This is a genomic window from Burkholderia sp. AU27893, assembly GCF_002223205.1.
GTDB lineage: Bacteria > Pseudomonadota > Gammaproteobacteria > Burkholderiales > Burkholderiaceae > Burkholderia.
The window spans coordinates 2,322,441-2,348,797 of sequence record NZ_NKFD01000004.1; the positions used below are offsets into that span (position 1 = coordinate 2,322,441).

Consider the following 26,357-nt stretch of genomic DNA (forward strand, 5'->3'; position numbering starts at 1 on the left):
AAGCAACACCGCATTGAATAGATTCAAAGGATCTCGAAACATGAAGTTCAGATTGATGCTGCCCGCCGCCGTCCTCGCGGCCTTCTCGCCCACGGGCCAGGCACAGGAAAGCGATGCCGCGAGCGCCGGCGCCACGCTCGCACCGATTCGCGTCAGCGCCCAGAAGGCGACACCGCTCACGCAGCCGCTCGACACCGGCAGCCGTCTCGGCTTGACCTCGCTCGAAACGCCCGCGAGCGTCGAGCAGATCGATCGCAAGACGCTCGACACGCGCGGCGACAGCGCGATCGTCGACGCGGTGAGCCGCGCCGCCGGCATCAGCGCGTCGCCGCATCCGGGCAACGGCGGCTCGGAGCTCGGCGCGCGCGGCTTCGTCGGTGCGTCGTCGGTCACGCAGCTCTATGACGGCGTGCGCCCGTACGGCGCGATCGGCATCACGTTTCCGTTCGACACGTGGTCGGTCGACCATATCGACGTGCTGCGCGGCCCGGCGTCGGTGATCTACGGCGAAGGCGCGATCGGCGGGGTCGTCAACATCGTGCCGAAGAAGCCGACGCGCGGCGCGATCCAGAACGAACTGCAAGTTGGCGGCGGCACCGAGGGCACGGCGCGGGTCGCGTTCGGCAGCGGCGGCGCGATCAACGACACGCTGTCGTATCGTTTCGACATCAGCGGCAACCGTTCGTCGAACTGGGTCGACCGCGGCAATTCGCGCAACCTGTCGATCTCCGGTGCGCTGCGCTACGACGTGAGCGCTGACCTGTACGTGACGGCGTCGTATGCGCAGGGCTTCCAGCACCCGATGCAGTATTTCGGCGTGCCGCTCGTGAACGGCGCGCGCGATCGCGCGCTCGACAAGAAGAACTACAACGTCGGCGACAGCGACATCGCGTTCCGCGACAGCTGGGCGACAATAGCGGCGAACTGGCAGCCGAGCGACAGCCTGAACGTGACGAGCACGCTCTACCGGATGAAGAGCAACCGTCACTGGAAGGACGCCGAGTACTACACGTACCTGCAGTCGACCGCGCAAGTGCGGCGCAGCAGCTTCACGGAAATCTTCCACGACCAGGAACAGTACGGCAACGTGACGGCGGCCACCGTCACCACCGCGCTGCTCGGCATGCGCAACACGTTCTCGACGGGCGTCGAGTTCAATCACACGACGTTCCAGCACGACAACAACTCGCCGTATTCGGGCACGTCGACGGTCGATCCGTTCAACTTCGATCCGGGCAGCTTCATCAACACGGCGGGCACCTATCCGAAGTACCGCAGCCAGGCGAACCAGTACGCGCTGTTCGCCGAGAACCGGCTTGAAATCACGCCGCGCTGGTCGGTGATCGGCGGGCTGCGCTACGACCACGCAAGCGTGAACCGCGACGATCTCGTGAACGGCGGCGCGTTCACGAAGGTGTTCGCGAACACGGGCTGGCGCATCGGCACCGTGTACGACGTGCAACCCGGCCTCGCCGTGTACGGCCAGTACTCGGTCGCGGCCGATCCGATCAGCTCGCTGCTGTCGCTGAACGCGTCGAAGGCGAACTTCACGCTCGCGACCGGCCGGCAGATCGAGATCGGCGTGAAGCAGTCGTTCCTCGACGGCAAGGCGGAATGGACGCTCGCCGCGTACCGGATCGTCAAGAGCAATCTGCTGACCGCCGATCCGCTGAACCCGAACCAGTCGATCCAGATCGGCCAGCAGTCGTCGCGCGGGCTCGAGGCGACGGTCGGCGCGGAGATCGCGAAGGACTGGCGCGTCGACGCGAACGTGTCGATCCTGCGCGCGAAATACGACGACTTCCAGCAGACGTCCGGCGGCACGACGGTGTCGCGTGCGGGCAACGTGCCGGTATCGGTGCCGCAGCGGCTCGCGAACCTGTGGGTGAGCTGGCGCTTCGCCCCGGACTGGACGGGCATCGCGGGCGTCAAGTACGTCGGCAAGCGCTTCGCCGACACCACGAACCAGCTCGTGATGCCGTCGTACACCACGGTCGACCTCGGCCTCGCGTGGAAGCCGCGCAAGGACACGACGATCACCGCGCGCGCGTACAACGTGTTCAACCGGCGCTTCGTGCAGTCCGCGTACTACAACGAGACGCAGTACCTGCTCGGCAACGATCGGCGGCTCGAAGTGGTGGCCAACTACCGGTTCTGATGCGGTGCGCCGCACCCGCCGCCCGTGCGCATGCCCTGCGGCGGGGGCATTCATCGCGGCCTCATCGCGACCTCACCGCGAATGCGCGGCCACTCACGCAACCGCATGAACGCCCTGGATCCGCAAAGCAGCGGCCCGACGAATCCCTCGCCGGGCCGCATGACCGCACGTCACGCCCGCGTGCCCGCCGCACGCCCCGCCATCCATTTCCGGTAGCGCCGCGTCTGGCACTGCGCGGCCAGTTGCTGCCTGACCAGCGCGCGCAGCGGCGACACCTGCGGGTGCGTGCGCCGGCCAGCGCTCAGCCGCGTGAGCTGGAACTTGACGACGGCCATGTTGGCCAGCGCGCCCAGCGCCTTGTTCTTCCAGCGGATCGGTTCCAGCACCGGTGCGGTGTCCTTGCCGGCCCGCCAGTCGCGCGGCAGGTTCGGCTCGATCGACAGCGCGGTCGCGATGCCGACCATCGCCACGCCGCTGTCGACCACCTGCTCGGCCACCACGCGACGCCGGATGCCGCCCGTGACCATCAGCGGCATCCGCGCGACCGCCGTGATGTCGCGCGCGAATTCGAGGAAATACGCTTCGCGGGCCAGCGTGCGCCCGTCGCGCGCCTCGCCCTGCATCGCCGGCACTTCATAGCTGCCGCCCGACAGTTCGACGAGATCGACGCCGAGCGGATTCAGCAGTTCGACCACGCGCTTCGCCTCGTCCGCGCTGAAGCCGCCGCGCTGGAAATCGGCCGAGTTCAGCTTGACCGCGACCGCGAATGCCGGCGACACCGTCGCGCGCACGTCCCGCACGATGTCGAGCAGCAGGCGTGCGCGATTCTCGATGCTGCCGCCCCACTGGTCCTGCCGGCGGTTCGTCAGCGGCGACAGGAACTGGCTCAGCAGATAGCCGTGCGCCGCATGAATCTCCACGCCGGTGAAGCCGCTCTGCTCCGCGAGTTGCGCGGCGCGCACGAAGCGGCGCTGCACGTCGGCGATATCGGCCGGCGTCATCTCCTTCGGCATCGGGAACTGCTTCGACAGCGCACCGAGCGCGAGCGGCACGGCCGACGGCGCGAGCGTCGTCTGGCCGAGCGCCGCCTGCATCTGGCGCCCCGGGTGATTGATCTGCATCCACACGTGCGCGCCGCCCGAGCGCGCCACCTGCGCCCAGCGGCGAAAGCGCTCGAGATGCGCATCGCTCTCGAGCACGACGCCGTTCGGCCCCGTCATCGCGCGGCCGTCCACCATCACGTTGCCGGTCAGGATCAGGCCGACCTGGCCGTCGGCCCACGCCTGGTACAGGCGCAGCAACGCGTCGGACGGTGCGTGGTTCGCATCGGCCATGTTCTCTTCCATCGCGGCCTTGGCCAGACGGTTCGGAATCACCGCCCCGTTGGGCAGTGTCAGCGGTGTAAACAGGTTCATGGAGGACACCCTCGATTGACGATGCCCAACGATAACTTTAAAGTCAACTTTAAGGTCAAGCCCTTTTGGAGCACTGCATGAAAATCGGCGAACTGGCGAAGGCGAGCGGCCTCGCGGCGTCCCGCATCCGCTTCTACGAGGCGAGCGGGCTGCTCGAACCGGCCCGTCGGCAGGCCAATGGCTATCGGGAATACGGGTCGGAAGCGTTGATGCGGCTCGCGATCATCGACCGCGCGCAGCGCGCGGGTTTCGCGCTCGACGAGATCCGCGCGGTGTGTCCGCCCGATCTCGGCGCGTGGCCGCGCGACGAGCTGCTGGTGGCGCTGCGGCACAAGGTCGACGAAATCGTGCTGCTCGAACGGCGTCTCGCGCAGAACCGGCAACAACTGGAGGTGCTGATCGACGAGATCGAAAACAAGCCGGAGGGCGAGGACTGCGCGGAAACCGCGCAACGGATGCTCGACCGGCTGAGCGCGCAGGCCGACGAAGCGCCGGCGTCGGCACCGGTGCCCGCGCCGGTCCCGCGGCCGACGCGCAAGCGTGCATGACTGGTTACACTGCGTCACCTGAAAAAACCTCAACCAGCGCGGCGGCAAGACGAGTCGACGCGCGCGCGCCGGCTTTCGCGGCGCGACTTCAAGACCCGATCCGCATGACGATCCCCCGCACCACAGGATTCCTCGTCGCCGCACTGCTGACGTTCGGCATCGGCAGCGCTTGCGCCAGGACGTGCGCCGATACGCCTGCGTCGTTCGCGTGCCCCACCGCCCCCGAGCTTCCGGCAGACATCGTCGCGCAGCTGCCGGCCGGCTACGAAGCGATGGATGCCGCGTCAGGGCGACTGACCGACGGCGTCCGCATCGGCTATGTGGTCGTCGCGCATCAGCCCGACGACTCGATGCGCAAGGCGTCGCTGCGTCCGCTGATGATCTTCCTGCCGGACAAGGATGGGCACTACCGGCTCGCGGCGCGCAACGATGCCGTGATCATGAAGGCCGACGAAGGCGGGATGGGTGACCCGTATCTGGATGGCGTCGCCGAGAACGCGCTGACGATCGAACCGCGCACGTTCACGGTCGAACAGGGCGTGTTCGCAGGCCATGACCACTGGCGCGACCGTGTCACGTTTCGCTACGACACTGCGCATCGCACGTGGGTGTTCCATCGCGAGGTGTTCCGGAACTGGCGCTTCAACGACGATCCGAACGGCGATGCGCTGAAAGCCGACCCGGTGCGCGTCACGCGCGCCAATTCGGCGAAAGCGGTCACGTTCGAAGCGTGGCGGCCGGATTACTGGTGTGATTCCGCCGAGCGACGAGGTAGCGATCCGGCTTGCAGCAAAACGCGTTGACGGCGACGCCGCGCTCTGGCTGACGATGCATTCAAGTGAGCGGTATGCGCGAACGCCGCCGCGCCACACGAGCGGTGTGTCTGCCGGCACGCGCATGCCCCCTTTCTCGTCCGCGCGGATTCGCTTACGTCGCAGGTAATCGACGCGCGCCGCCCGCGCCGCGATCATGGCTCCATCGATGCACGAACCGCATCACATCGAGGAGCCCGCCATGACCGCCTACGCCATCGCCCACCTGCACGACGTCGAGATGTGCGACGACATCGTCGAATACCTCGAACGCATCGACGGCACGCTTGCGCCTTTCAACGGACATTTCGTGATTCACGGCGCGCGGCCGGACGTACGCGAAGGCGTGTGGCGCGGCGACCTGATCGCGATCGCGTTTCCCGATCTCGACACGGCGCGCGCGTGGTACGAATCGGATGCATACCGGCAGATCCAGCCGCTGCGCGCGCGGCACGCGAGCGGCCCGCTGATCCTGATCGACGGCGTCGACGCGCGGCACAAGGCGACCGACATCCTGCGCTGAGGCGCGACGCCGGCGACGCTTACGACGCGTTGCGCTCCATCGGCTCGCCGACGACGAACCCGCCGCCCTGGAACCGCTGCGCGGGATCGTCGTAGTCGGCGGTCGGCGCCGTCACCGGGAACAGCCCGGCAAACTGCTCGGAGCTGTCGCGCGGGCGGAAGCCGAGGAAACCGGCCTTCGTGTTGTCCCACCACTTCACCGGGTTGTCCGACGCGCCGTACACGATCGCGTGCCCGACGCGGTTCGTCAGCAGCGAGCAGCGCACGAGCTCGATGAAGTCGCGATAGCTGAGGAACGTCACGAGCATGCGCGGATTCTTTGGCACTTCGAACGATGAGCCGATCCGCAGGCATACGGTTTCGATCCCGAAGCGGTCGAAGTAATAGCGCGACAGCGATTCGCCGAAGCACTTCGTCACGCCGTACAGGCTGTCGGGGCGCAGCGGCGAATCGGCGTCGAGCACTTCCGTGACCGGGTGGAAGCCGATCGCATGGTTCGAGCTCGCGAACACGACGCGCTTCACGCCGTGCTTGCGCGCGGCTTCGTACAGGTTGTACGTGCCGGTGATGTTCGCGCCGACGAGATCGTCGAACGGCGCATCGACCGAAATGCCGCCGAGGTGGACGATCGCGTCCACGCCGTCGACGAGCTGCATCACCGCGGCCCGGTCGGCCAGGTCGACGACGCGGGTTTCTTCGTGCGCGGCCGCGTCGCCGAGCGTCGCGATGTCGCTGACGCGCACGACGTCGGCCCAGTCGGCGAGCGCGCCGCGCAACTGGCGGCCGAGGTTGCCGGCCGCGCCCGTCAGCAGCAGGCGCCCGAACGGTTTGCGCGCGCCGGTGGATGAGGCGTTCATTGACTCTCCTTGAATCTGACCTGAAATCTGACTGAATCGGAAAACGTTTTCCAACTATACGCGGGCGCACTGCCGAACGTCAATGGCCGAACCCGGTCGCATCTATCCGCACTTTCCCGATATCGGCGCGTGGCCGCGCGTGCTCTTTTTCTGCCACAATCCGGCCTTACGGAACGAAAACGTTACCCTTCGAATGAAAAAAGTTTCCCCGACGATCCGCGACGTGGCGGCGGAAGCCGGCGTGTCGGTCGCGACGGTATCGAAGTACGTGAACGGCACGCAGCGTTTCTCGCCGACCGTCGAGGCACGGCTCAAGGAGGCGATCGAGCGGCTCGGCTACCGTTCGAACCCGCTCGCGCGCTCGATGATCACCGGCCGCACGCGCACGATCGGCCTCGTGATCCTCGACATCAGCAACCCGCACTTCACGAACGTCGTGAAAGGCGCGAACCGCGTCGCGCTGCAGCACGACTACACGCTGCTGCTCGTCGATACCGAGGAGAGCCAGGCGCGCGAACGTTCGCTGATCGAAGCGCTCGCGCAACGCGTCGACGGGCTGATCGTCAGCACGCGGATGCCGGATGACGAAGCCGGCTGGATGCTCGATCTCAACAAGCCGCTCGTGCTGCTGCGTCGCAGCCCCGGCCTGCCGATTCCGAGCGTCGGCATCGACAACCGGCTGTCGACCTACATGCTCGCGCGCCATCTGCTCAATCTCGGCCACACGCGCATCGCGTATCTCGGCTTCGGCACGGCACGCGTGAACGACGAACGGATCCAGGGCGCGCGCGACTGTCTCGCGGAAGCCGGGCTCACGCTCGACGTGCACGATGCGCATGCGCCGACCGCCGAAGCCGGCGAGCGTGCGTGTTCGCGCGTGATGCTCGGGCCGCAGCGCCCGCAAGCCGTGATCTGCTACAACGACCTGATCGCGCTCGGCTTCATGAAGGAGGCCGCGTCGCTCGGTTTCCGGCTGCCGCAGGACGTGTCGGTCGCCGGCATCGACAACGTGCCGTACGGCGAATACGCGGCGCCCGCGCTGACCACCGTCGACATCCAGAGCGAGAACATGGGCGAGCTCGCGATGCAGAAGCTGATCGATGCGCTCGCGGGCCGCACCGATGCGAGCTATTCGACGTTCGAGCCGCGGCTGATCATGCGCGCGTCGACGGCCGCGGCCGGCTGAGTTCCCTGTTTCGCGCCTGCAAAAGAAAACGCGCCGCCCAAGGGCGGCGCGTTCGTTTGTCGACACGCAATCACGCACTCATGCGTCGAGCTGCGCAGGCTTCATCTTCGGCGTGAGCATGTGCATCACGCCCAACGCGATCAGGTAGGCCGACGCGCCGATCGCGAACAGCACCCAGTAGTGGCCCGTGCGCTGCAGCACCTGGCCGATCACTTCCGAGAACAGCACGCCCCCGATCGAACCGGCCATCCCGCCGATGCCGACCACCGATGCCACCGCACGGCGCGGAAACAGGTCGGATGCCGTCGTGAACAGGTTCGCCGACCAGCCCTGGTGCGCGGCGGCGGCGAGGCCGACGATCAGCACCGCGGCCCACAGGCTCTGCACCTGCGACACGAACGCGATCGGCAGCACGCAGCAGGCGCAGATCAGCATCGCCGTCTTGCGCGCGCCGTTCACGCTCCAGCCCGCACGCAGCAGCATCGACGACAGCCAGCCGCCGCCGATACTGCCGACCGTCGTCAGCGCATAGATGCAGACGAGCGGCAGGCCGATGTGCTGCATGTCCATCCCGCGCGATTCGTTCAGCCACTTCGGCAGCCAGAACAGGTAGAACCACCACACCGGGTCGGTCAGGAACTTGCCGATCAGGAACGCCCACGTCTCGCGCTTGCGGATCAGTTCGCCCCAGCGCGGCGCGCCGGCGTTCGCGTTCGCCGCGTCGAGCGCTTCCGCTTCGTCGCGCGGCTCGTCGTATTCCGCGGCGAGCGCGCGCGTATCGGCCTGGCGATAGAGCACGAGCCACACCGCGAGCCACACGATGCCGATCGCACCGACGATCACGAACGCGGCGCGCCAGCCGTAGGCCACCGCGATCGCCGGGATGATCGCCGGTGCGAACACCGCGCCGATGTTCGCGCCCGAGTTGAAGATGCCGGTGGCGAGCGCGCGTTCGCGGCGCGGGAACCATTCGGCCGTCGTCTTGATCGCGGCCGGGAAGTTGCCGCCCTCGCCGATCCCGAGCAGCGCGCGCACGAACGCGAAGCCCATCACCGAGCCGACCGCCGCGTGCAGCATCGCGGCGATGCTCCACACCAGCATCGCCAGCGCGTATGAAATGCGCGTGCCGAGCCGGTCGACGATGCGCCCGAAGCCGAGCAGGCCCAGCGCATAGAACGCGGAAAACGCCATCACGATACGGCCGTACTGCACCTGGCTCCAGCCGATGTCGTGCTGGAGCATCGGCGCAAGCAGGCCGAGGATCTGCCGATCCATGTAGTTGATGACGGTCGCAAAAAACAGCAGCGCACAGACGGTCCAGCGGTAGCGGCTGGCGACAGCGCGCACGGCGCCGACGACGGCAGATTGCATGAATGTCTCCGAGGCGCGGCCGCGCCCGTCGCGCCGCACTATGTTCGTTGACCGGCGACCGGCGCCGGGGCGGACGGCGGCGCGCCTGTCGCGCACGGCCGATTCCGCCGATCAATCTGGAAAACGTTTTTCAAAGAATAGGACGCGCGCCCATGCCCTGTCAGTCGGGGATTTCGATGAGTCATCTCAAATTAGTCTCGGCAAAAGAGACGACTGTTTCACTACATGGCATTAACCGTTTTTCCCGGATTTTCCTGACGAGCGCGCGTGAGGATGGCCGCCGAGACACATGTCCGATTCCAGCCAGAATCGGGGGCCGGGATGGTTTACAGTCGTCCCATGCGCCTCGATCCCGATTCCTGCTACGACGCCCTGCTTTCGCGGAACCGCCGCTTCGACGGCTGGTTCTTCGTCGGCGTCGCGACGACGGGCGTGTATTGCCGCCCCGTCTGCCCGGTGAAGCCGCCGAAGGCGCAGAACTGCAGCTACTACCCGAGCGCCGCGGCCGCCGAGAAAGCCGGCTTTCGACCCTGCATGCGCTGCCGCCCCGAACTCGCGCCCGGCCACGGGCTGCTCGACCTGTCGGGGACGCTCGCCGACGCAGCCGCCACGCTGATCGAGGACGGTTTCCTGAACGCGCATTCCGTCGATGCGCTCGCACGGCGCGTCGGCGTGACCGAACGGCACCTGCGCAGGATCTTCGGTGCGCAGATCGGCGTGTCGCCAGTCGAATTCGCGCAGACGCACAGGTTGCTGATGGCCAAGCGCTTGCTGACCGACACCGCGCTGCCGGTGGCCGTCGTTGCGTCGACGGCCGGGTTCGGCAGCGTGCGGCGCTTCAACGATCTGTTCCTTCAGCGTTATGGCCTCAATCCGTTGAGGCTGCGCAAAGGAGCCCGCGCGTCGGCCGACGGCGACATGACGTTTCCGCTGCCGTATCGCCCGCCATTCGCCTGGGGCGACCTGATGCGCTTTCTCGCGCAGCGGCAGATCGCCGGTGTCGAGCGGATCGATGCGCAGGGTTATGCGCGAGTCGTTGAATTGCCGAATCGGCACGGGAACACCACCGCCGACAACGGGCGCGTAGCCGGCTGGCTGTCCGTCGCGCACGTGCCGCAGCGCTTCGCGCTGGCCGTCACCGTGTCGCCCTCGTTGACGCCGGTCGTGCCGGCCGTGCTCGCGCGTGTGCGGCGGCTGTTCGATCTCGACAGCCGCCCTGACGTGATCGACGCGCATCTCGGCGAACTCGCGAGCGGCTCGCCGGGCCTGCGTGTCCCCGGCGCGTTCGACGGTGTCGAGATTGCGATCCGTGCGATTGCAGGCGAACGGCTTGCGGCGACGCATGCGGGCGCGCCGGTGCTGGCGCGCATCGCCGAGCGCTTCGGTACATCGATCGAAGGCGCGCCGCCAAGCCTCACGCACGCGCTGCCCTCCGCCGCGACGCTGGCCACCCTGCCGCCTTCCGCGCTTGAAACGATCGGCATCGCACGCGAACCCGCACGGGCGATCGTGTCGCTCGCCCGCGCCGTCGACGACGGCACGCTCTCACTCGAACCGATGGCGCCGCTCGACACGACGCTTGACGCATTGCGCGCGCTGCCCGGTTTCGACGAGCACGCGGTGCAGTACGTCGCGATGCGCGCGATGGCCTGGCCGAATGCGTTCCCGGCCGACGATGCGTGGCTGCCCGCGCGCAGCGAACGCGCCCGTGTGCCATCATCCGCGCCGCATGCGGCGCGCTGGGCGCCGTGGCGCGCGTATGCCGCACTGCACGTGTGGCGCCTTCATGGAGATGTGTTGCGATGACTCCCGCTCACCTGATTCCGAGCCCGCTGGGCGACATCGCCGTGCGCATCGAGGACGATGCGCTGACGGGCCTCTACTTCGTCGGCCAGAAATACTTCCCGCCGGTTGCGATCGTGACCGAGCCAGACGCGCTCGCGATGTCGCCGCTCGCGCGCAAGGTCGCGGAAGAAGTCGCCGAGTACTTCACCGGCACGCGCGAGACGTTCTCGGTGCCGATTCACCTGCGAGGCACCGCGTTTCAACGACGGGTATGGAAGGAACTGCTCGCGATTCCGTTCGGCGAACTCGTCACATACGGCGACATCACCGAGCGCGTCGGGTTGCCGATGAGCGGCGCGCGCGCCGTGGGCGGTGCTGTCGGCCGCAACCCGGTGTCGATCATGGTGCCGTGCCATCGCGTGGTCGGCGCATCGGGCAGCCTCACCGGCTATGCGGGCGGCATCGATCGCAAGCGCGCGCTGCTGTCGCTCGAAGGCGCGGGGTTCGAGCGCGGCGCCCACCATCCGGTACAGCAGGCGCTCGCGTTTTGAATGTCGACGTGCCGCCGCATCACGCGTTCAGCACGGGCCGGCGCGCCTCACGCTTCGCATACGCGCCGGGCGTCAGCTGGAATTTCGCCTGGAACAGCGCGATGAACGACGACGTCGAGTCGTAGCCCAGTTGCGCGGCCACCGCGCCGATCGGCTCGCCCGCATCGAGCAGCGGCAGCGCCGCCAGCAGCCGCACCGCCTGCCGCCATTCGGTAAACGACAGCCCCGTGTCCTGCCGGAACAGCCGCGACAGCGTGCGTCGCGTCGCGCCGACCTGATGGCCCCATTCGTCGAGATTGCGCGTATCGCCCGGATACGCATGCAACGCGCGCGCGATTTTCAGCAGACGCGGATCGCGCGGCAGCGGCACCGTCAGCGGCGCCTGCCGCATCCGTGCGATCCGGTCGGCGATCAGGCAAACGAGCGCACCGTCCGGCCCCGCCTCGTCGTAGTTCACCGGCAATTCGGCCGTCGCGAGCACCAGCTCGCGCAGCAGCGGCGTCATGCAGAGGATCGCGCAATCGTCGTGCACGTCGTCGCGCGCGATCGCCGCATCGAGATACAGGCTGTGGAACGCGACGCAATCGCGCGTCGACACCGCATGCGGCACGTGCGGCGGAATCCACATCGCATAGTGCGGCGGCAGCAGGTGCCGGCCCGACGGCGTCGACACCTCGAGCACCCCGCTCGTCGCATACATCAGCTGCGCCCACGGATGACTGTGCGCGTCGATGCTCACGTTGCCGGGAATCCCGAACGCGCGCACATACAGCGGCCTCGGCAGGCGTGCCATCGGCGGCACCGCGTAAGGGTCACCCGATTGTCCCGCCAGCACCATAAGACGTCCTCCGAAGGTCATTGAACGAACGAGCGTGATGCTACCGTGGCAGCTCTTCCTTCACACGGCTTCCGTTCATGAGCGCTCATACCCGCACCACCCGCAAGACCGTCACCGCGATCCGTTCGACCAAGGGCATCGGCAGCCTCGTGTCGCTGACCGCGTATTCCGCGCCGATGGCGAAGCTCGTCGACGAGGTGGCCGACGTGATCATCGTCGGCGACTCCGTCGGCATGGTGCTGTACGGGATGCCCGATACGCTGCGCGTCACGCTCGACATGATGATTGCACACGGCGCGGCCGTCGTCCGCGGCGCCGCGCAGGCATGCGTCGTCGTCGATCTGCCGTTCTCGACGTACCAGGAATCGCCCGCGCAGGCGTATCGCTCCGCCGCGCGTCTGCTCGCCGAAACCGGCGCGCAAGCCGTGAAGCTCGAAGGCGGCAGCGAGATGGGCGACACGATCCGCTTCCTGACCGAGCGTGGCATTCCGGTGATGGCGCACGTCGGCCTCATGCCGCAGCAAGCCAACGCGACCGGCGGCTTCCGCGCGCAGGGGATGGACCCGCGCTCGGCCGCGCAGGTGTTCGATGCCGCGTGTTCGGCCGAACGGGCCGGCGCGTTCAGCGTCGTCATCGAAGGGACGGCCGAAGCGCTCGCGCGCCATATCACCGACACGCTGACGATCCCGACGATCGGCATCGGCGCATCGCCCGCGTGCGACGGACAGGTGCTCGTGACCGAGGACATGATCGGCGCATTCGATGCGTACACGCCGCGCTTCGTGAAGCGCTATGCCGATGCGAATGCGGTGATGCGCGATGCGATGCGTCAGTACGCGCACGACGTGCGGCAGCGTGTGTTTCCGGAGCCGGCGCATTGCTTCGGGTATGGCAAGCCGCTGCAACTCGTGGGCGCGGCTGACGCGGCTGCGTGATGACGTGATGACGTCGCGCAGGCATTCGCGAACGCATCGCGGATGATCGCGCGATCACCTCACGCGCGCTTGCGCATCGCGTGCGTGACTCGCGCGTTCGCTTCGAACTTCGCGCGATGCGTCGAGAAGAACGTCCGCACGTTGCGGACGTTCGATGCGCCGGTGAACAGCCGTCGCGCGAATTCGTCGTATTCGGCGACGTCGGCCAGATCGGCCACCACCACGAAATCCGGCCCCGGCGACACGCGATAGCACTGCGTGACGGCCGGCTCCGCGCATACGTACGTTTCGAACGCGTCGTAGTCTTCGGCCGTCTGCCGGTCGAGGCTGATCTCGATCAGCGCGGTGACGGCCGTGCCGATCGCCACCGGATCGAGCACCGCGACCTGCCTGCGGATCACGCCGGCCTCCGTCAGCCGGCGCACGCGGCGCATGCAGGTGGGCGGCGACGACAGCGCGCGCTCGGCCAGTTGCAGGTTCGATACCGACGCGTCGTCCTGCAGGATTGCGAGGATGCGCAGGTCGAGATCGTCGAGGGTAATGCCGGCCATCGGCGGCTCCTTCCGGTCAGGGCGTGAAATTTAATTTCAATATGATAGACGATCTGCCATCTGTTTCATTTTTTGTCGTATTTTGAAATTTAATTCCATTTGGCTCGCCCTACCATCGCTCTCACTGATCCAGACAGGACATTTACGGAGCGCGATATGTGTGGAATTGTCGGGGCGGTTGCCCAGCGGGACATCCTGCCGAACCTGGTCGACGGCCTGAAGCGGCTCGAATACCGCGGCTACGATTCGTGCGGCGTCGTGGTCTACCGCGACCGGGCGCTGGCGCGCGCCCGCAGCGTCGACCGCGTGGCCAACCTGCAGCGCGAGATCGCCGAACAGGCGCTGTCGGGTTACACCGGCATCGCGCATACGCGCTGGGCCACGCACGGCGCGCCCGTCACGCTCAACGCGCATCCGCACTTCTCCCCGAGCGACGCCAATGCGCGCATCGCGCTGTCGCATAACGGGATCATCGAGAACTGCGATCAACTGCGCGCGGAATTGCAGGCGCATGGCTACGTGTTCGCGAGCCAGACCGACAGCGAGGCGATCGCGCACCTGATCGATCATCTTTACGACGGCGACCTGTTCGATGCGGTCCGGCGCGCGGTCGCGCGACTGCGCGGCAGCTATGCGATCGCGGTGATGTGCCGCGACGAGCCGCACCGGATCGTCGGTGCGCGTGATGGCATGCCGCTCGTGGTTGGCGTCGGCGAAGGCGAGAATTTTCTGGCGTCGGATGCGATTGCGCTGTCGGGCATTACCGATCGCATCGCTTACCTCGAGAACGGCGATGTTGCCGATATCCAGTTGCATCGCTACTGGATCGTCGATGCGGCCGGCCAGCGTGTCGAGCGCGCCGTGCAGCGGGTCGCCGCGCATAGCGGTGCAGCCGATCTCGGGTCGTATCGCTACTACATGCAGAAGGAGATCTTCGAGCAGCCGCAAGCGGTGGCCGATACGTTGCTCGATGTTTCATCGATCATGCCGGAGTCGTTTGGTGATGGCGCTTGGCGGGTTTTCAACGACGTCGATTCGGTGTTGTTGCTCGCGTGTGGCGGTAGTTATCACGCGGCCCTCACGGCGAAGTACTGGATCGAGAGCATCGCCAAGTTGCCGGCCAGCGTGGAAATCGCCAGCGAGTTTCGGTATCGCGACAGTGTGCCGAATCCGCGCACGCTCGTTGTCGCGGTGTCGCAGAGTGGCGAGACGGCTGATGTGCTCGGGGCGGTGCATGTCGCGAAGCGCAGCGGGATGATGCATACGCTCGCGATCTGCAACGTCGCGACGAGCGCGTTGATGCGTGAATGTGCGCTGCAGTTCGTCACGCGTGCGGGCGTCGAAATCGGGGTGGCTTCGACGAAGGCCTTTACGACGCAGCTCGTTGCGTTGTTTCTGCTGACGTTGTCGCTGGCGCAGGTGCGCGGGCGGTTGAGCGACGACGAGGAGAAGGAGCATCTGCGTGCGCTGCGGCATCTGCCCGATGCGATGTCGAAAGTGCTCGCGCTCGAACCGCAGATCATGGCCTGGTCGGAACTGCTCGCACGGCGCGACAACATGCTGTTTCTCGGGCGCGGGATGCATTATCCGATCGCGCTCGAAGGCGCGCTGAAGATGAAGGAGATTTCGTATATTCACGCGGAGGCTTATCCCGCCGGAGAGCTGAAGCATGGGCCGCTGGCGCTGGTGAGTAACGAAATGCCGGTGATTGCGGTTGCGCCCAATGACATGCTGCTTGAAAAGCTCCGGTCGAACATGCATGAGGTCAGTGCGCGGAATGGGCGGCTTTTTGTGTTCGCGGATGTGGACTGCGGACTCGTGCCGAGTGAAGGGATCGAGGTGATTCGACTCAACGAGTACTACGGGCCGCTTTCGCCGATTCTGCATACGGTGCCGATGCAACTGCTCGCGTATCACGCTGCGCTGGCGCGAGGGACGGATATCGATAAGCCAAGGAATCTGGCGAAATCGGTGACGGTGGAGTGAGGGTGGACCTATCCGGGGCCTAAGGTCCCTGGGTTTTCCTGTACATACCTCCGGCACATTTCAAAGCCTCGGATTTCGTCCGACAGAACTCCTCGGACACGGTAGACGAGTCGATAGCTGACGAGCAGCTTGTCCGAGAGTGGCAGGTAGTTGAGCATTGGCCGTAGAGGTCTGTTTTTTGTACCACAAACGGCCAATCTTTATAAATCAATAGGTTACGATGACTCCCAGAGGTGTTCTGGCCCGCTTGGCCGCTGAGCCCACGTCTCCGCCCGAATCTTCCCCCGCCAGCTTGCGGATATCGCGCGTCAAGCGAGCCTGATCAAGATACCCGAGCGGGCATGAGCCAGTTCCGCGAGATCAACCGGCTCGCCGCCGGCGAGCCAACCGATGGACTCATGCAACCGGTATCGACAGATCACCCGCTTCGGCATCACGCCCACATCGCTGGAAAAACGCTGCTGCAGCGTGCGCACGCTCAACCCCGCGCGCCCGAAATGTTCCGTTGCGGCACCCCTTCAACGGCGCAAAACCTCGCGCAAGCAACCCACTACTTCGAGAAACTCAGCTTCTTCAACAACACCGCCCCACTCGCCCGACTCACGAGCGAAATGGATTCGATATCCAGATGCAACCTCGACGTCCTCGTCGTGATGTCGGTCGGCTCGTCGTTGTTCGGCTCGGCGTGCTCGATGTGTTCGGTCAGATACGGCCGGACCAGGCGCCCGGAAAGAGCGAACGCGAACCCGCCCTGCGCTTGCGCGTACGCAGCGGGTGACAGCTTCACGCTGCCGCGCACGGTGGACTTCCCGCCTTTTCCGGGATCGAGTTCGATGATGTCGATCTGCTGGATATAGCCTTTTGCCTTCGCCTCGGGTGCGATCACCAGCCCTCGCCCTCGCGGCCCGGTAATGACCTTTCTGAGCAGGATGCCTGTCCGGCCTTCGCCGTCGGGGTCGACCAGGTCGACGTTCACCTTCAACAGATGCTTCTGCGACTGATATCGCAGCCCGTACGACACCGGCACCAGGAAAGTGACCTCACGATCCAGGTTGACCGCGGTCAGGTCGGCGTCCTGGCCATGCTTGTCGGCCACGCCGGGGATCAGGCCGCGGACGCGCTCGCTCAGGGACGGGGACGCGCTTTTGACGTGCAGCTTCTCCAGTGCTTCCCGAATCGCAACCGGATCGTCGCCGACGATCGGCCGCGTAAGCGACGTGTTGGCCGAAACGGCCGGCGCGACGCTCGCCGTTTCATTGATATTGTCGGCCGCTGCACGCGCCGCGACCGGGGCCAGCATGATCGCCACGGCGACGACGCACGCGATACTCCGACAGCCCAACATGGATCTCCGGTGAAACACGACACACTCCTGATTTTCTGGCGAATCGGTCGACGATGAAATCGGCAGGATCAAACGATCGGTAACGGTCCAACTGTTCGTATTCACCGATCGCCTGCGCGACCCATCATAGGTTCATTGTCAGTTCGGCGGCAGGCCGGTGCGCCACACTATCGTATTGCCCAGGCTACAACAATCCACGACAAACGAGCAGCGGCAAGATAGTCCGGTGTCGAGCGAACCGGGAGTGTCAGCGTTTCCGTATTCAAGGCGGGTCGAGATTCACGCGGAGCGTCGAACGAATCGATCCTCGCCGAGGATCGCGAACGGGTTCATCGCCGTCTTCCGGTCATGCGCGGCACGCCCGCGATGGCGACAGGCGGTTTCATCGCCCTTCCCCGAATGATGACTCGTGTCACGAATCATGTTGCCATCGCCATGCATTGCAGGCTCAGCCTTCTGACGAATGCATCGACACGTCGCCGACGACCACGCCTCTCAGCCCCTCCCGCAACGCCGTCACGTTGTCTGCCCCGTTCAGTTGCTCGAACTCCCGTTGCGCCTCCTGCCAGAGCGGGGCCGCCCTGTCGTGCAGGCGCCGCCCTTCCTCGGTAAGCTCGATCAGGCGGCTTCGGCCGTCCGTGGGCGACGGCTTGATCGTGACGAAGCCGTCGCGTTCCAGGAAGCCAACCATTTTCCCCATCGCGGTTCGTTCGATATCGAGCCGTTCGGCAAGGGCGTTGACCGGGGTACTTCCCACCTCGTTCAGGGCGGCCAGCGTGAGGAATTGCGTGATGCGCAGGCCCGCGGGCTCGAGATGGCTATCGTAGAGTCGGGAGATCTGCCTGCTCGCCTTCCTCACGGCGAAGCAGTTGCATTGATCGATTCCAAGCGGCTGGTTGACCGGCAACATCTGTTCTACTCCTGGTTTCGGTTGATCGCGCAAACGCCAAGCGTACGTCACGCGAAGGCGCAGCGGTATCTTTCGATGAAAACCGGCAGCGGTGGCGTACGACGATCCACGCACCGCATGTCTCGCCGCCGCGACCGCCCCGTGTCATCTGCGGCATTCAAAGCCCTGCCGGCGGCGTGATGTAGCCGGGTATCTCGGCCGCAAGCGTACGCTTCAGCAACGCGGTCCCCTTGTCGGCCATCACCTCGCTCTTGCCGAGGGCGAGCGCGTCGTAGGTCTGTCGCACAACGTCCTCCGGGCTGGCCTTGGGCACGTCGATGCCGTGGGTCAGGTCGGTATCCACGAACCCGACGTGCAGGCCGAGAACCTGAATGCCGCGCTCGTGCAGAGACAGGCGAAGCTGGTTCGTGTAACTCCACGCGGCGGCCTTCGACGCAGCATACGGCGTCAGATAGGGCCGCGGAAGCCACACGATGTCGGACAGCACGTTGATGATGGCGGCATGCGGCTGGGCCGCCAAAATCGGCTCGAAGGCCTGTGTGACGCGCACCACGCCGTAGTAGTTCGTATCGAACATGCGGGCGGATTGCGCTTCCATGTCGGCCGCCAGCGGCCCGTCGATCAGCGCGGCAATCCCCGCGTTGTTGACCAGCAGCGTCGTATCGGTCGCCAGTTTCGCGGCCTCGGCGATCGACGCCGGATCCGTGACATCGATCCTGACCGGCACGACGCCCGGCTCGTCGAAACCGCTCGTGTTGCGCATGCCCGCATAGACTTTCGCCGCCCCGCGACGACGCGCCTCTCGCGCAAAAGCCAGACCCAGACCGCGATTGGCACCGGTGATGAAGACGGTGGCGTTCTTGATATCCATCACATGCTCCTGTTTCAAACGCCGCATGCTGGAGGCGAGTCGACTCCCGCCGCCTGCCTGCGCGTGCTCGGTTCAAAGAAAGAGGTTTTCCGGCAACTGCTTCGAGAGCGCCCCACGCAGATGGGTGGCGAGCGTCAGTACGGCGCCAAGCGGGCTCATCCGCACGCTGACGCGCGGCACCGATCCGTCGGCGTTGCGATCGACGACAACGACCGCGCTCAACTTCTCGCCGCTCGTCAGGACAGCGTCGTATTCCAGAAAAAGCCGCGAGCCGACGGTTTGAAGAAACGTGGGCGTCTGGGACGCGTAGAAGGTTCCGACGGCGTCGACGGCGAGCCGGATGTCGTCGCGTCCGATGACGGGACCACGCAACACCGAACTGATCAGTTCCGCATCGGCCGTCAGATCGTCGAGAAACGGGTGACGCTCGTTTTGATTGAATGACATGTTCAACCCTCGATTCGTTTTATGGATGGGTTCACGCGAATGCGGACCGATTCCTGGCGACAAACGCCTGGACCGACAGCGGCGGCGTCCCGGTGATTGTCTCGACGACATCATTGGTGCCCGAAAAAATGCCGTCGCGGTAGTTCTGCGCGACCTCGACCAGATGCTGCGTGAGGAACGGCGGAAACTTGTAAAGGGTTTCCATCTTGATTCGGAATGCCTCGATGGAAGTCGGCGCGTATTCGATCTGGGTGCCGAGCACCTCGCTCATCGCGGCCGCGATCTCGACATGGTTCATCTCGACGGGGCCGTGGAGCGTGTAGACCTTGCCCTCGTGACCTGCGGGGTTGGCGAGGAGATGCGCGATGACGCGCCCCTGATCGTCGGAAGCGATCGGCGCGTGACGGCCGTTGCCAAACGGAAATTCGATCTTCCCCGTGGCCCGGATTTCCTTTGCAAAATGCGGATAGACGAGCCAATCGGCGAAGAAGGTTGGGCGCAAATGCGTCGTCGCGACACCTGACCAATCAAAGACCCGTTCGGAAACCCAGTGATCCTGTGCCGCGTGGCTCGCCGACTCACGGCGCGCGGAAATCTGCGACATGTTGACGATCGCCGAGACGCCCGCTTCCTTGGCTGCCTGCGCGAAATAGGCCGCGGCCCCGATGATTCCCGGCGCGATCGGATAAAGGAAATAGGCCGACCGGATACCTTCCATCGCTGCCCGGATGGCGTCGATGTCGGTGAAGTCCCCGACCGCGATATCGACACCGCGCCGCCGCAGCGCGGCCGCCCGGTCGTCATCCGTGCGCACATATGCCCGCACGCGCTTGCCCAGCTTGAGCAGTTCGTCAATGGCAAACCCTCCGGTCCGCCCGGTTGCACCACTCACAAGAATCTCGGCTTCATTCATCGCTTCGCTCCGTTCGAAAATGAGAGCATATGCTCCCTTAAGGCAAAGATAGGAGCATGTGCTCGCATTGTCAAGTTTTTCTGGTTGCGTGCATGCCGGGGAACGCCGAGGAACGACTCACTCGATTCAGCGGGTGGCATTTCGGGGACGAGCGCACAGCTTGAAATGGCCGAACGGAGTCAGCCGATCTGACGCTGCCGGTTTGATCTGGTCCTATCTTTGACCCGGGAGGGGATCATTGCCAGGCCGCTTCGCGCCGATACGGCGACGACGGGAATCCATCGTCTGACGGCCACTCTCCGGTGAATTTCAGGAGGCAGCCGACCCGGCTCGCACGAAGTGATGCTCCACCCTCGTGCGCAGCACGCCCTCGAGCGCGGCCAGTCGTTCACGCAGCCGCACCGCCTGCCCTTCCGTCATTTCCCCGAGAACGATCTTTTGCTCGAGAACGTCACCACAGCGGGTGATGGCCCAACGGTCGACCGTGGCGGTTTCACCTTCGAGCACGGCAGCCGCGGTCGAGACAATGCCCGGATTCCGTCTCGACACGAGATGAACCGTATGCGTCAGCGTGAAACCAGGGAGGTAGCGTGACCAGTCTTCACAGACTGCGGGGCGGAAGGCAGAGGTATCTTGACGCATGGTTGCTCCGGATGAGTGGTTATCGAACCGGTGCCAGCCATGCTGCTCCCGTTTCGTTGCCGTAAATCGGCCGCATCGCCTCAGAGGCGTCCACCTTGCCCGGGAGGGCAGGTTGGCGTCGGAGAATCCGACTCTGGATGCTTGACTTCTTACGTTCGACATTCCGAACGCGGATTCATTATACCGAAAAACTGACGGTGGACAAGAAGGGGCGGGAGAGAGGCATTTCTGTCGGATGGTGCCGTCGATCCGGCCCGCGGACCGGAGGAGTCTTCGCGGCCTGTCAACTACTTGAGAAGGGCCAAATGTCCTTGCTGAAGCCAGCCACTGGTGAGTTCCGTGTATCGGCGCGCTATGTCACTCCATTCTGTTGCCTATTGCACAACGAACGTTGTTCAATCCACAACAGCCTTGGGTATGGGCGTCAAGAGGCCTGTCTGCAGGTGTTGGCTGGGTTCCGGTACACGGTGGCCAAGTCCATCGTGGAAGTGCATGAGTAAGTCGATGGGCCCGCCGCCTACGGGGCAATTCACCACATCAGCCCGCGTGCAACGCCACGGGCAACTCGACGGCGAGCTTTGCCCCTCACGCAATGTACTTGTTCTTGATCCGAATATCCCGCCCCTGAAACGGCCCAGTATCGTGGTCATGCACATGCACGATCACCTGCTTCGGATCGAACAACCGCGACACCTCGCGAAAATCCTGATTCACGCGTTTCATGCCTTCGAACATCTCGCCGTGCAGCACCGCATCGTCGAGCTGCACCGCCCCATTCCCCAAAGCCCGCTCAAGATGGACATGCAGAAAGCTCGTCAACTGCGCATCCTCGGTCGTAGCGAGCTGGAACGTACTGACCGCGTCATGCAGCATCGGCGAAGCGGACAGAACCTGTTCGATATCCGACGGGAACACTTTCGCGCCGTAGAACGGCACGCTCGAATCGTTGCGCCCGTACACAAACAAAAACGGAAAATGGCTGGTGCGCGATGCGAAGTCCGTCAGGCGCATGCCATGTGCCGACAGACGCTTGTTCAGCTCGCGGAATGTATACGTCCCACCCGAGTCGCGAATGTTGTAACGGATCTTCGGCGCCGCACCGGACTGCCGCCCGATCGTCACCAGCAGTTCACCGTCCTCATTCGTCTCGATCACGTAGTCGAGCGCGTTGTACTGGAAGATCATCGGCGGCGAATCGCGCCCGAACAGTTCGCGGCACAACTCGGGGCGACTCAGCAACGCACGCCGCAAGCCGATCGTCGTCGGCGTCTCGACACCGATGTTGATCTCGAGGTCCGACGCGCCATACGACGAGATCACCGTGCTCGCCTTGCGCAGCAGATGGTCGCGCAACGCTTCCGACACCCCTTCCCCGCCGACGATGAAATCGATGTGATACGGCGTCAGGTCGAGATCGCATTCGTCGACCACCGAGCGAATAAACGGCGGGTAGCCGAAGATCAGGTACTGGTACTTCGGCCCGAACAGCTTCAGCGTGTTGATCAGCTTGGCCTTGTCCGGGCCGATCGACTTCATGATGCCGACGTCGACGAGCGACATCGATACGTTCATGCCTGTCGCCCACGGCCCGAGCGCAAAGCAGTTCAACAACATCTTGCCGGAGTCGCGAAACACCAGCTGATAGTTCAGCTGCAGGATGCGTTTGACGTCGCTGCGCTCTGCCGCACTGCGCACCCAGTTGTTCGGCTGGCCGGTCGACCCCGATGATTCGTCGATGACGACACCCGATTTCGGAATCGCACCACCGTAACAGCGCTGCTCGATCGAATAGCGCTTGATGTAATTCTCCTTGGTCATGGCGGGCAGATCCGACAGCCGCCATTTGCCGCTGGCCTTGTAGCCTTCGGCCTTCAGGAACTCGACGTACGCAGGGCACGACGTGCTCGCCTTGAGGAAGGCGACGCGGGCGCGCATGCGGCCGACATAAGCCAGATAGGGCTGAAAGATCGGCGCGTTGAGGAATATGTAGAGACGGCCGTCGACGCTGATCACGCGACGAAGGAACCAGAGCGTCCAGAGAATGGCTTCGAGAAAGAGACGAAGGAGCGTGTTCATGCGGATCTCGGCGAGTAGGACGGAACCGGCGCGTCGACGAGGATGTCGGCAAGTGCCCTGCGTTGGCTCTGCGGCGGCGTACGCGAGTACCCGACCTTGAACACGAGCCATGCCCGGTCGACCCCGGTATGTGTGCTGAACCACGCGGCGGCGTTGGGGTTCGTGACCAGGTTGCCGTACGGATGCAGGTACAGGCCGAGACTCGTCAAAGCCAGCCAGAAGCGGAGCAGGAAACGGCCCGACTCGATTGCATTCTCCGGGTTGAAGAAATCGCCACTCAACACGCCGATCGCGGGCACGTGTCCCAGTTGCGATCGATACCGACGTTTGAAATAGAAGCGCGTCGGCTTGAACATCAGGATTTTCGACAGTCGCGCGGACATCCAGAATTCCGCCCGCGACAGGTTCATGCAGCGCCAGTCGAGACCGTCGCGATGGCGAGCGGTCGAGCTTTCCGTGAAGCGAAACCAGGCAGTGATTTCGTCGTGGTAGTCCGCGACGTTCATGTCATGGAACACGGCGTCGATGTTCGTCGCGATGATCGGCTCGATCAGTTCCGCGCCCGACAGGTGCGTATATCGATGCCCCCATTCGTCGGCCAACGCCGCCAATTGCGCGACGGCCGCGTCCGGTACGGGTGTCGGATCCATCGAAACGCGGGATGTACGGCGGGCCAGCATCAGTGCGGACGGGTCGTCGCGCGAACCGTCCGCGTTGGCATTCGCGACGAGTCGCAACGCGGCGAACGGAATCAACGCTGGCGGCGTAGGCCGGGACAGTGCGGCAGCGAATTCCTGCACCGGGCGATGCAGTTGCCATTCGACACGCAAGCGGTGCGGTGCCGCGAGCAGATCGATCGCGTCGATGAACATGCCCATCGCGGACAGCAGAAACGAACCTGTCGTGTCTTCCTTGGGCAGCGTGCGCGTGCCGTCGATGAACAGCTCGGCGTAATCGTCCGAAATCAATTGCACGCGCCACGGCTGAACGTTGTGCGGTGACGGTGCATGTCGGGCCACGGACAGGATCGTGTGCCAGACAGTAAAGGCTTGGGTGGGAATCCCCGGCATATTTCGTGGCTTCCTTGTTGTTGTGCGGCTGATTGCCGTTATGAAGCGAGAACCGGCCCCTCTCAAGACCGGGTGAAGCTGTGCGCATCTTACATGAGGGCCGGGGGTTGCCTAATCTAGCGGCGTAGAAGGACTATGCCGAAAACATCGGCGTAGAAAGTGACACCGTCGGCCGTCACCGAAGCGGAGCGCGAACAAGGGGAAGCACTGCTGCCCCCTGCCATCGAGCCATCTCCAAGAAAGGTTGGGTAGCTCATCAAGGGTGGCGAGCGTCAAACAGAATCCCTCGTGTCCCCTAACGCTCAAGGCATTAACCGAGGTGGGAACGAGACCATCGACCTATGCTTCTCCAGATCACTATGTGTTGCTCCAGCTTCGAACACGAACCTCGGAAAAGCCCTCCTTCGACCGCGCGGCCCCCCCGATCCGGCCCTTGTACTGCGTGAACCCCGCCCCGCTCGACAACCGCTCAGACTAAAACCACACGCTGAACCGCGTCCCCGTGACCAGCACATCGACCGTCAGTTTCCATTGATGCGCCACCGCAATCTCCTTGCAGATCGCCAGCCCGAGACCGGCACCGTCATACCTTGAATCCGGCGCCCGCCAATATCGGTCGAAGAGCAGCGGGACATGCTCCCGCTGAATGCCCGGCCCCTCGTCGTCGACGTGAATCGCCGCATCGAGTACGGTCAGCACGACCACGCCCGCCGTGGGCGACGCATTGATCGCGTTCTCGAGAATGTTCTTGAGCAGGATGAAGAGCGCCCCGCCGTCGGCCCGGATGGGCGCCGCGGAGTCGCGCGCTTCGATATGGAGCTTCACCTGCTTCGCATCGGCCTTGCCGGCCAGCAAGCCAACGGCGTCTCGCGCGACTTCGACGCTGTTCACGTCGTCGAAGCTGAAGTTCTGCGCTTCGCTGACTTCCGCCAGGTGCAGCAACTGCTTGACCTGCCGAGCCATCAGGTCGATCTCGCGAAGCAGAAGCGCCTTGTGCCGGATGTCGGGCTGCAGTTCGATCTGGCCTCTGACCAGCGTGAGCGGTGTCTGCAACTCATGCGCGGCGTCGGCCAGAAACCGCTGCTGAACGGCGAAGCCATTCTCGAGTCGCGTCAACGCATCGTTGAACGCATCGATCAGCGGCTTGATCTCGCTCGGAATCCCGTCCGACGACAGTCGCGTCTTCAGGTTGTGCGGCTCGATTCCGCTCGCGGCACGCGACACCTCTCGCAACGGCTTCAACACGTGGCTGATCGTCAGTGGAAGCGTCAGCCCGAAAATGATGGTCGCGATGAGCAGCACATAGCCGACGGTCTTCGGGATCGGCTCGATCTTCGACACGACAAGCGCGTCCATAAGCTGCCTGCTTTGCGCAACCTGCACGTAATAATCGACGCCTCCTTTCGACATGCGTCGTGTGGCGACGGCATATACGTTGCCGTCGATCGTGGCGGGCACCACCTTGCCCGCCGCCTTCGCGAGGTCTTCCGTCAGCCACGGCCGGCCCCCGTTCGACGGCGTCGACGCCAGCAACAGCCGCCCCGTCGAATCGAGCACGCGATACTTCACCTCGCTCGACAAGAGCCGGAACATCAGCGCCGGACGGCCGTCCAGTTGCACGGATACCGGACGCCCGGCGTCGTCGAAGCTCAAACCGGTCACGACGTGACCGACGATCTCCATCTGCTGTCGCCGCCCGAGGAACGCCGGATAGCGATCGAGGGCATACACGGCGAGCGCAGACAGCAGCGCCAGGCTGATGGCGAACGCCCCGACGTTGGTCATCCACAGACGCGTCGACAGGCGTCGAATCCAATGATCGAACATGGTCGCTTCCTTACCCTGAAGCTGAAGCTGAAGCGGCAACGAGCAAGACGCGGCGCAGCGTCATGCGTCCCGCAGCGCGAAACCGGCACCGCGAATATTGGTCAGCCGCGTCGTTGCGCCGATCGCCGCCAGCTTCTTGCGCAAGCGATGCACGGTCACCTCGAGCGCGTTCGGCGTGACCGCCTCCCCGAGCCCCCACGCGGCATGCTCGAGTATCGAATGCCGTACCGTCCGGCCCGCGGCTTCCATCAGGCACAGCATGACCTGCAACTCGGCCGGCGCAAGCGGTATCGTCCGGTCGCCACAGCACATCGCGCGCTGTGGCGGGTCGACCGTCACATCCGCGAACGATGCGACGAGCGTCGTCAGCAGCGCCGGGCGCCGCATCAGCGTGCGTACGCGGGCGACGAGTTCGCTCATTTCGAACGGCTTGGTCACATAGTCGTCGGCCCCGCTTTCGAGTCCGTCGATGCGGTCGTGCAACGCATCGCGTGCGGTCAGCATCAGGCAAGGCATCATGCGCCCCGCCGCGCGCAGCGTCCGCAAGAACGCCAGGCCATCGCCGTCGGGCAATCCGCGGTCGACGATCAGCAGTGCGTAGTCGGCCCGGTCGACACCGTAGGCGGCTTCACGGAGATTGCCGAAGCGGTCGGATTCGATCCCCGCTGCGGCCAACGCCTGGCTCAACATGCCGGCCAGGCGCTCATGATCCTCGACAATCGCAACTCTCGGCATCGCCGC

24 protein-coding genes and 1 riboswitch are annotated in these 26,357 nt (G+C 64.8%); of the genes, 9 read left to right on the forward strand and 15 right to left on the reverse strand.

Annotated elements, in window-relative coordinates; all coding sequences use genetic code 11:
- Positions 1-40 precede the first annotated feature (40 nt).
- Positions 41-2,158, forward strand: a complete 2,118-nt coding sequence (locus tag CFB47_RS30275; protein ID WP_089463213.1) for a TonB-dependent siderophore receptor — start codon at positions 41-43, stop codon at positions 2,156-2,158.
- Between the two features lie 170 nt (positions 2,159-2,328).
- Here the strand turns inward: CFB47_RS30275 and CFB47_RS30280 are convergent, their stop codons facing one another.
- Positions 2,329-3,573, reverse strand: coding sequence for an NADH:flavin oxidoreductase/NADH oxidase family protein (locus CFB47_RS30280; RefSeq protein ID WP_089463214.1), 1,245 nt, complete (start codon positions 3,571-3,573; stop codon positions 2,329-2,331).
- Positions 3,574-3,650: 77 nt separating this feature from the next.
- Between CFB47_RS30280 and CFB47_RS30285 the strand changes: the two genes are divergently transcribed.
- The 3 genes from CFB47_RS30285 to CFB47_RS30295 all read left to right on the forward strand — a co-directional run bounded on the left by CFB47_RS30285 (position 3,651) and on the right by CFB47_RS30295 (position 5,456).
- Positions 3,651-4,121 (forward strand): MerR family transcriptional regulator, encoded by a 471-nt coding sequence (locus tag CFB47_RS30285; protein WP_089463215.1) that lies wholly within the window; start codon positions 3,651-3,653, stop codon positions 4,119-4,121.
- A gap of 104 nt (positions 4,122-4,225) precedes the next feature.
- Entirely contained in the window at positions 4,226-4,924 is a 699-nt protein-coding gene (locus tag CFB47_RS30290) for a hypothetical protein (protein WP_089463216.1), read from the forward strand.
- Between the two features lie 211 nt (positions 4,925-5,135).
- Entirely contained in the window at positions 5,136-5,456 is a 321-nt protein-coding gene (locus CFB47_RS30295; RefSeq protein ID WP_089463595.1) for a DUF1330 domain-containing protein, read from the forward strand.
- A 19-nt stretch (positions 5,457-5,475) separates the two neighbouring features.
- Here CFB47_RS30295 and CFB47_RS30300 read toward each other — a convergent pair whose 3' ends face one another.
- Positions 5,476-6,312 carry an NAD(P)-dependent oxidoreductase gene (locus CFB47_RS30300; RefSeq protein ID WP_069250721.1) on the reverse strand — a complete coding sequence of 279 codons (837 nt, stop codon included), beginning with the start codon at positions 6,310-6,312 and terminating at the stop codon, positions 5,476-5,478.
- Positions 6,313-6,394: 82 nt separating this feature from the next.
- Between CFB47_RS30300 and CFB47_RS30305 the strand changes: the two genes are divergently transcribed.
- Positions 6,395-7,498 (forward strand): LacI family DNA-binding transcriptional regulator, encoded by a 1,104-nt coding sequence (locus tag CFB47_RS30305; RefSeq protein WP_089457553.1) that lies wholly within the window; start codon positions 6,395-6,397, stop codon positions 7,496-7,498.
- Positions 7,499-7,576: 78 nt separating this feature from the next.
- Here CFB47_RS30305 and CFB47_RS30310 read toward each other — a convergent pair whose 3' ends face one another.
- Positions 7,577-8,869: an MFS transporter gene (locus tag CFB47_RS30310; protein WP_089443395.1), complete on the reverse strand. Its 1,293-nt coding sequence runs from the start codon at positions 8,867-8,869 to the stop codon at positions 7,577-7,579.
- A gap of 321 nt (positions 8,870-9,190) precedes the next feature.
- Here CFB47_RS30310 and CFB47_RS30315 point away from each other — a divergent pair, with 321 nt between their 5' ends.
- Entirely contained in the window at positions 9,191-10,675 is a 1,485-nt protein-coding gene (locus CFB47_RS30315; protein ID WP_089463217.1) for a bifunctional transcriptional activator/DNA repair enzyme AdaA, read from the forward strand.
- Positions 10,672-11,205, forward strand: a complete 534-nt coding sequence (locus CFB47_RS30320; RefSeq protein WP_089463218.1) for a methylated-DNA--[protein]-cysteine S-methyltransferase — start codon at positions 10,672-10,674, stop codon at positions 11,203-11,205. Before CFB47_RS30315 ends, CFB47_RS30320 begins: the two co-directional genes overlap by 4 nt.
- Positions 11,206-11,224: 19 nt before the next feature.
- Here CFB47_RS30320 and CFB47_RS30325 read toward each other — a convergent pair whose 3' ends face one another.
- Positions 11,225-12,043 (reverse strand): helix-turn-helix domain-containing protein, encoded by an 819-nt coding sequence (locus CFB47_RS30325; protein WP_089463219.1) that lies wholly within the window; start codon positions 12,041-12,043, stop codon positions 11,225-11,227.
- Positions 12,044-12,120: 77 nt separating this feature from the next.
- Between CFB47_RS30325 and panB the strand changes: the two genes are divergently transcribed.
- Entirely contained in the window at positions 12,121-12,978 is an 858-nt protein-coding gene (gene panB / locus CFB47_RS30330; RefSeq protein ID WP_089463220.1) for a 3-methyl-2-oxobutanoate hydroxymethyltransferase, read from the forward strand.
- A 59-nt stretch (positions 12,979-13,037) separates the two neighbouring features.
- Here panB and CFB47_RS30335 read toward each other — a convergent pair whose 3' ends face one another.
- Positions 13,038-13,529, reverse strand: coding sequence for an Lrp/AsnC family transcriptional regulator (locus tag CFB47_RS30335; protein ID WP_089463221.1), 492 nt, complete (start codon positions 13,527-13,529; stop codon positions 13,038-13,040).
- 156 nt (positions 13,530-13,685) lie between these two features.
- On the opposite strand from CFB47_RS30335, the gene glmS reads away from it, so the two are divergent.
- The gene (gene glmS / locus CFB47_RS30340; RefSeq protein ID WP_089463222.1) at positions 13,686-15,515 is read left to right on the forward strand and encodes a glutamine--fructose-6-phosphate transaminase (isomerizing); all 1,830 of its coding nucleotides are present in this window, start codon (positions 13,686-13,688) and stop codon (positions 15,513-15,515) included.
- A gap of 308 nt (positions 15,516-15,823) precedes the next feature.
- Here glmS and CFB47_RS30345 read toward each other — a convergent pair whose 3' ends face one another.
- From CFB47_RS30345 to CFB47_RS30395, 10 genes are all read right to left on the reverse strand, one after another.
- Positions 15,824-15,991, reverse strand: coding sequence for a helix-turn-helix domain-containing protein (locus CFB47_RS30345; protein WP_256946771.1), 168 nt, complete (start codon positions 15,989-15,991; stop codon positions 15,824-15,826).
- 74 nt (positions 15,992-16,065) lie between these two features.
- Positions 16,066-16,878, reverse strand: coding sequence for a hypothetical protein (locus CFB47_RS30350; RefSeq protein WP_089463223.1), 813 nt, complete (start codon positions 16,876-16,878; stop codon positions 16,066-16,068).
- Positions 16,879-17,308: 430 nt separating this feature from the next.
- Positions 17,309-17,770, reverse strand: coding sequence for a MarR family winged helix-turn-helix transcriptional regulator (locus CFB47_RS30355; RefSeq protein WP_089443404.1), 462 nt, complete (start codon positions 17,768-17,770; stop codon positions 17,309-17,311).
- A gap of 157 nt (positions 17,771-17,927) precedes the next feature.
- Positions 17,928-18,641 (reverse strand): SDR family oxidoreductase, encoded by a 714-nt coding sequence (locus tag CFB47_RS30360; RefSeq protein ID WP_089463224.1) that lies wholly within the window; start codon positions 18,639-18,641, stop codon positions 17,928-17,930.
- A gap of 72 nt (positions 18,642-18,713) precedes the next feature.
- Positions 18,714-19,088 carry a hypothetical protein gene (locus CFB47_RS30365; protein WP_089463225.1) on the reverse strand — a complete coding sequence of 125 codons (375 nt, stop codon included), beginning with the start codon at positions 19,086-19,088 and terminating at the stop codon, positions 18,714-18,716.
- A 31-nt stretch (positions 19,089-19,119) separates the two neighbouring features.
- The gene (locus CFB47_RS30370; protein WP_089463226.1) at positions 19,120-20,001 is read right to left on the reverse strand and encodes an NmrA family NAD(P)-binding protein; all 882 of its coding nucleotides are present in this window, start codon (positions 19,999-20,001) and stop codon (positions 19,120-19,122) included.
- A gap of 309 nt (positions 20,002-20,310) precedes the next feature.
- On the reverse strand, positions 20,311-20,643 hold the full coding sequence (locus CFB47_RS41335) for a hypothetical protein (protein WP_179258999.1): 333 nt from the start codon (positions 20,641-20,643) through the stop codon (positions 20,311-20,313).
- A gap of 42 nt (positions 20,644-20,685) precedes the next feature.
- Positions 20,686-20,789, reverse strand: a riboswitch (SAM-I-IV-variant riboswitch).
- 439 nt (positions 20,790-21,228) lie between these two features.
- The gene (locus CFB47_RS41850) at positions 21,229-22,863 is read right to left on the reverse strand and encodes a phenylacetate--CoA ligase family protein (RefSeq protein WP_143330881.1); all 1,635 of its coding nucleotides are present in this window, start codon (positions 22,861-22,863) and stop codon (positions 21,229-21,231) included.
- 1,400 nt (positions 22,864-24,263) lie between these two features.
- A complete protein-coding gene (locus tag CFB47_RS30390) occupies positions 24,264-25,616 on the reverse strand; it encodes a cell wall metabolism sensor histidine kinase WalK (RefSeq protein ID WP_089463229.1) in 1,353 nt (450 codons plus the stop codon).
- A 60-nt stretch (positions 25,617-25,676) separates the two neighbouring features.
- Entirely contained in the window at positions 25,677-26,351 is a 675-nt protein-coding gene (locus CFB47_RS30395) for a response regulator transcription factor (protein WP_089463230.1), read from the reverse strand.
- Between the last annotated feature and the right edge of the window lie 6 nt (positions 26,352-26,357).

What these genes read in the sequence shown, in the direction of transcription:
- CFB47_RS30275 (WP_089463213.1), top strand. Translation starts at nt 41, where the DNA reads ATGAAGTTCAGATTGATGCTGCCCGCCGCCGTCCTCGCGGCCTTCTCG.
- CFB47_RS30280 (WP_089463214.1), bottom strand. Translation starts at nt 3,573, where the DNA reads ATGAACCTGTTTACACCGCTGACACTGCCCAACGGGGCGGTGATTCCG.
- CFB47_RS30285 (WP_089463215.1), top strand. Translation starts at nt 3,651, where the DNA reads ATGAAAATCGGCGAACTGGCGAAGGCGAGCGGCCTCGCGGCGTCCCGC.
- CFB47_RS30290 (WP_089463216.1), top strand. Translation starts at nt 4,226, where the DNA reads ATGACGATCCCCCGCACCACAGGATTCCTCGTCGCCGCACTGCTGACG.
- CFB47_RS30295 (WP_089463595.1), top strand. Translation starts at nt 5,136, where the DNA reads ATGACCGCCTACGCCATCGCCCACCTGCACGACGTCGAGATGTGCGAC.
- CFB47_RS30300 (WP_069250721.1), bottom strand. Translation starts at nt 6,312, where the DNA reads ATGAACGCCTCATCCACCGGCGCGCGCAAACCGTTCGGGCGCCTGCTG.
- CFB47_RS30305 (WP_089457553.1), top strand. Translation starts at nt 6,395, where the DNA reads ATGGCCGAACCCGGTCGCATCTATCCGCACTTTCCCGATATCGGCGCG.
- CFB47_RS30310 (WP_089443395.1), bottom strand. Translation starts at nt 8,869, where the DNA reads ATGCAATCTGCCGTCGTCGGCGCCGTGCGCGCTGTCGCCAGCCGCTAC.
- CFB47_RS30315 (WP_089463217.1), top strand. Translation starts at nt 9,191, where the DNA reads ATGGTTTACAGTCGTCCCATGCGCCTCGATCCCGATTCCTGCTACGAC.
- CFB47_RS30320 (WP_089463218.1), top strand. Translation starts at nt 10,672, where the DNA reads ATGACTCCCGCTCACCTGATTCCGAGCCCGCTGGGCGACATCGCCGTG.
- CFB47_RS30325 (WP_089463219.1), bottom strand. Translation starts at nt 12,043, where the DNA reads ATGGTGCTGGCGGGACAATCGGGTGACCCTTACGCGGTGCCGCCGATG.
- panB (WP_089463220.1), top strand. Translation starts at nt 12,121, where the DNA reads ATGAGCGCTCATACCCGCACCACCCGCAAGACCGTCACCGCGATCCGT.
- CFB47_RS30335 (WP_089463221.1), bottom strand. Translation starts at nt 13,529, where the DNA reads ATGGCCGGCATTACCCTCGACGATCTCGACCTGCGCATCCTCGCAATC.
- glmS (WP_089463222.1), top strand. Translation starts at nt 13,686, where the DNA reads ATGTGTGGAATTGTCGGGGCGGTTGCCCAGCGGGACATCCTGCCGAAC.
- CFB47_RS30355 (WP_089443404.1), bottom strand. Translation starts at nt 17,770, where the DNA reads ATGTTGCCGGTCAACCAGCCGCTTGGAATCGATCAATGCAACTGCTTC.
- CFB47_RS30360 (WP_089463224.1), bottom strand. Translation starts at nt 18,641, where the DNA reads ATGGATATCAAGAACGCCACCGTCTTCATCACCGGTGCCAATCGCGGT.
- CFB47_RS30365 (WP_089463225.1), bottom strand. Translation starts at nt 19,088, where the DNA reads ATGTCATTCAATCAAAACGAGCGTCACCCGTTTCTCGACGATCTGACG.
- CFB47_RS30370 (WP_089463226.1), bottom strand. Translation starts at nt 20,001, where the DNA reads ATGAATGAAGCCGAGATTCTTGTGAGTGGTGCAACCGGGCGGACCGGA.
- CFB47_RS41335 (WP_179258999.1), bottom strand. Translation starts at nt 20,643, where the DNA reads ATGCGTCAAGATACCTCTGCCTTCCGCCCCGCAGTCTGTGAAGACTGG.
- CFB47_RS30390 (WP_089463229.1), bottom strand. Translation starts at nt 25,616, where the DNA reads ATGTTCGATCATTGGATTCGACGCCTGTCGACGCGTCTGTGGATGACC.
- CFB47_RS30395 (WP_089463230.1), bottom strand. Translation starts at nt 26,351, where the DNA reads ATGCCGAGAGTTGCGATTGTCGAGGATCATGAGCGCCTGGCCGGCATG.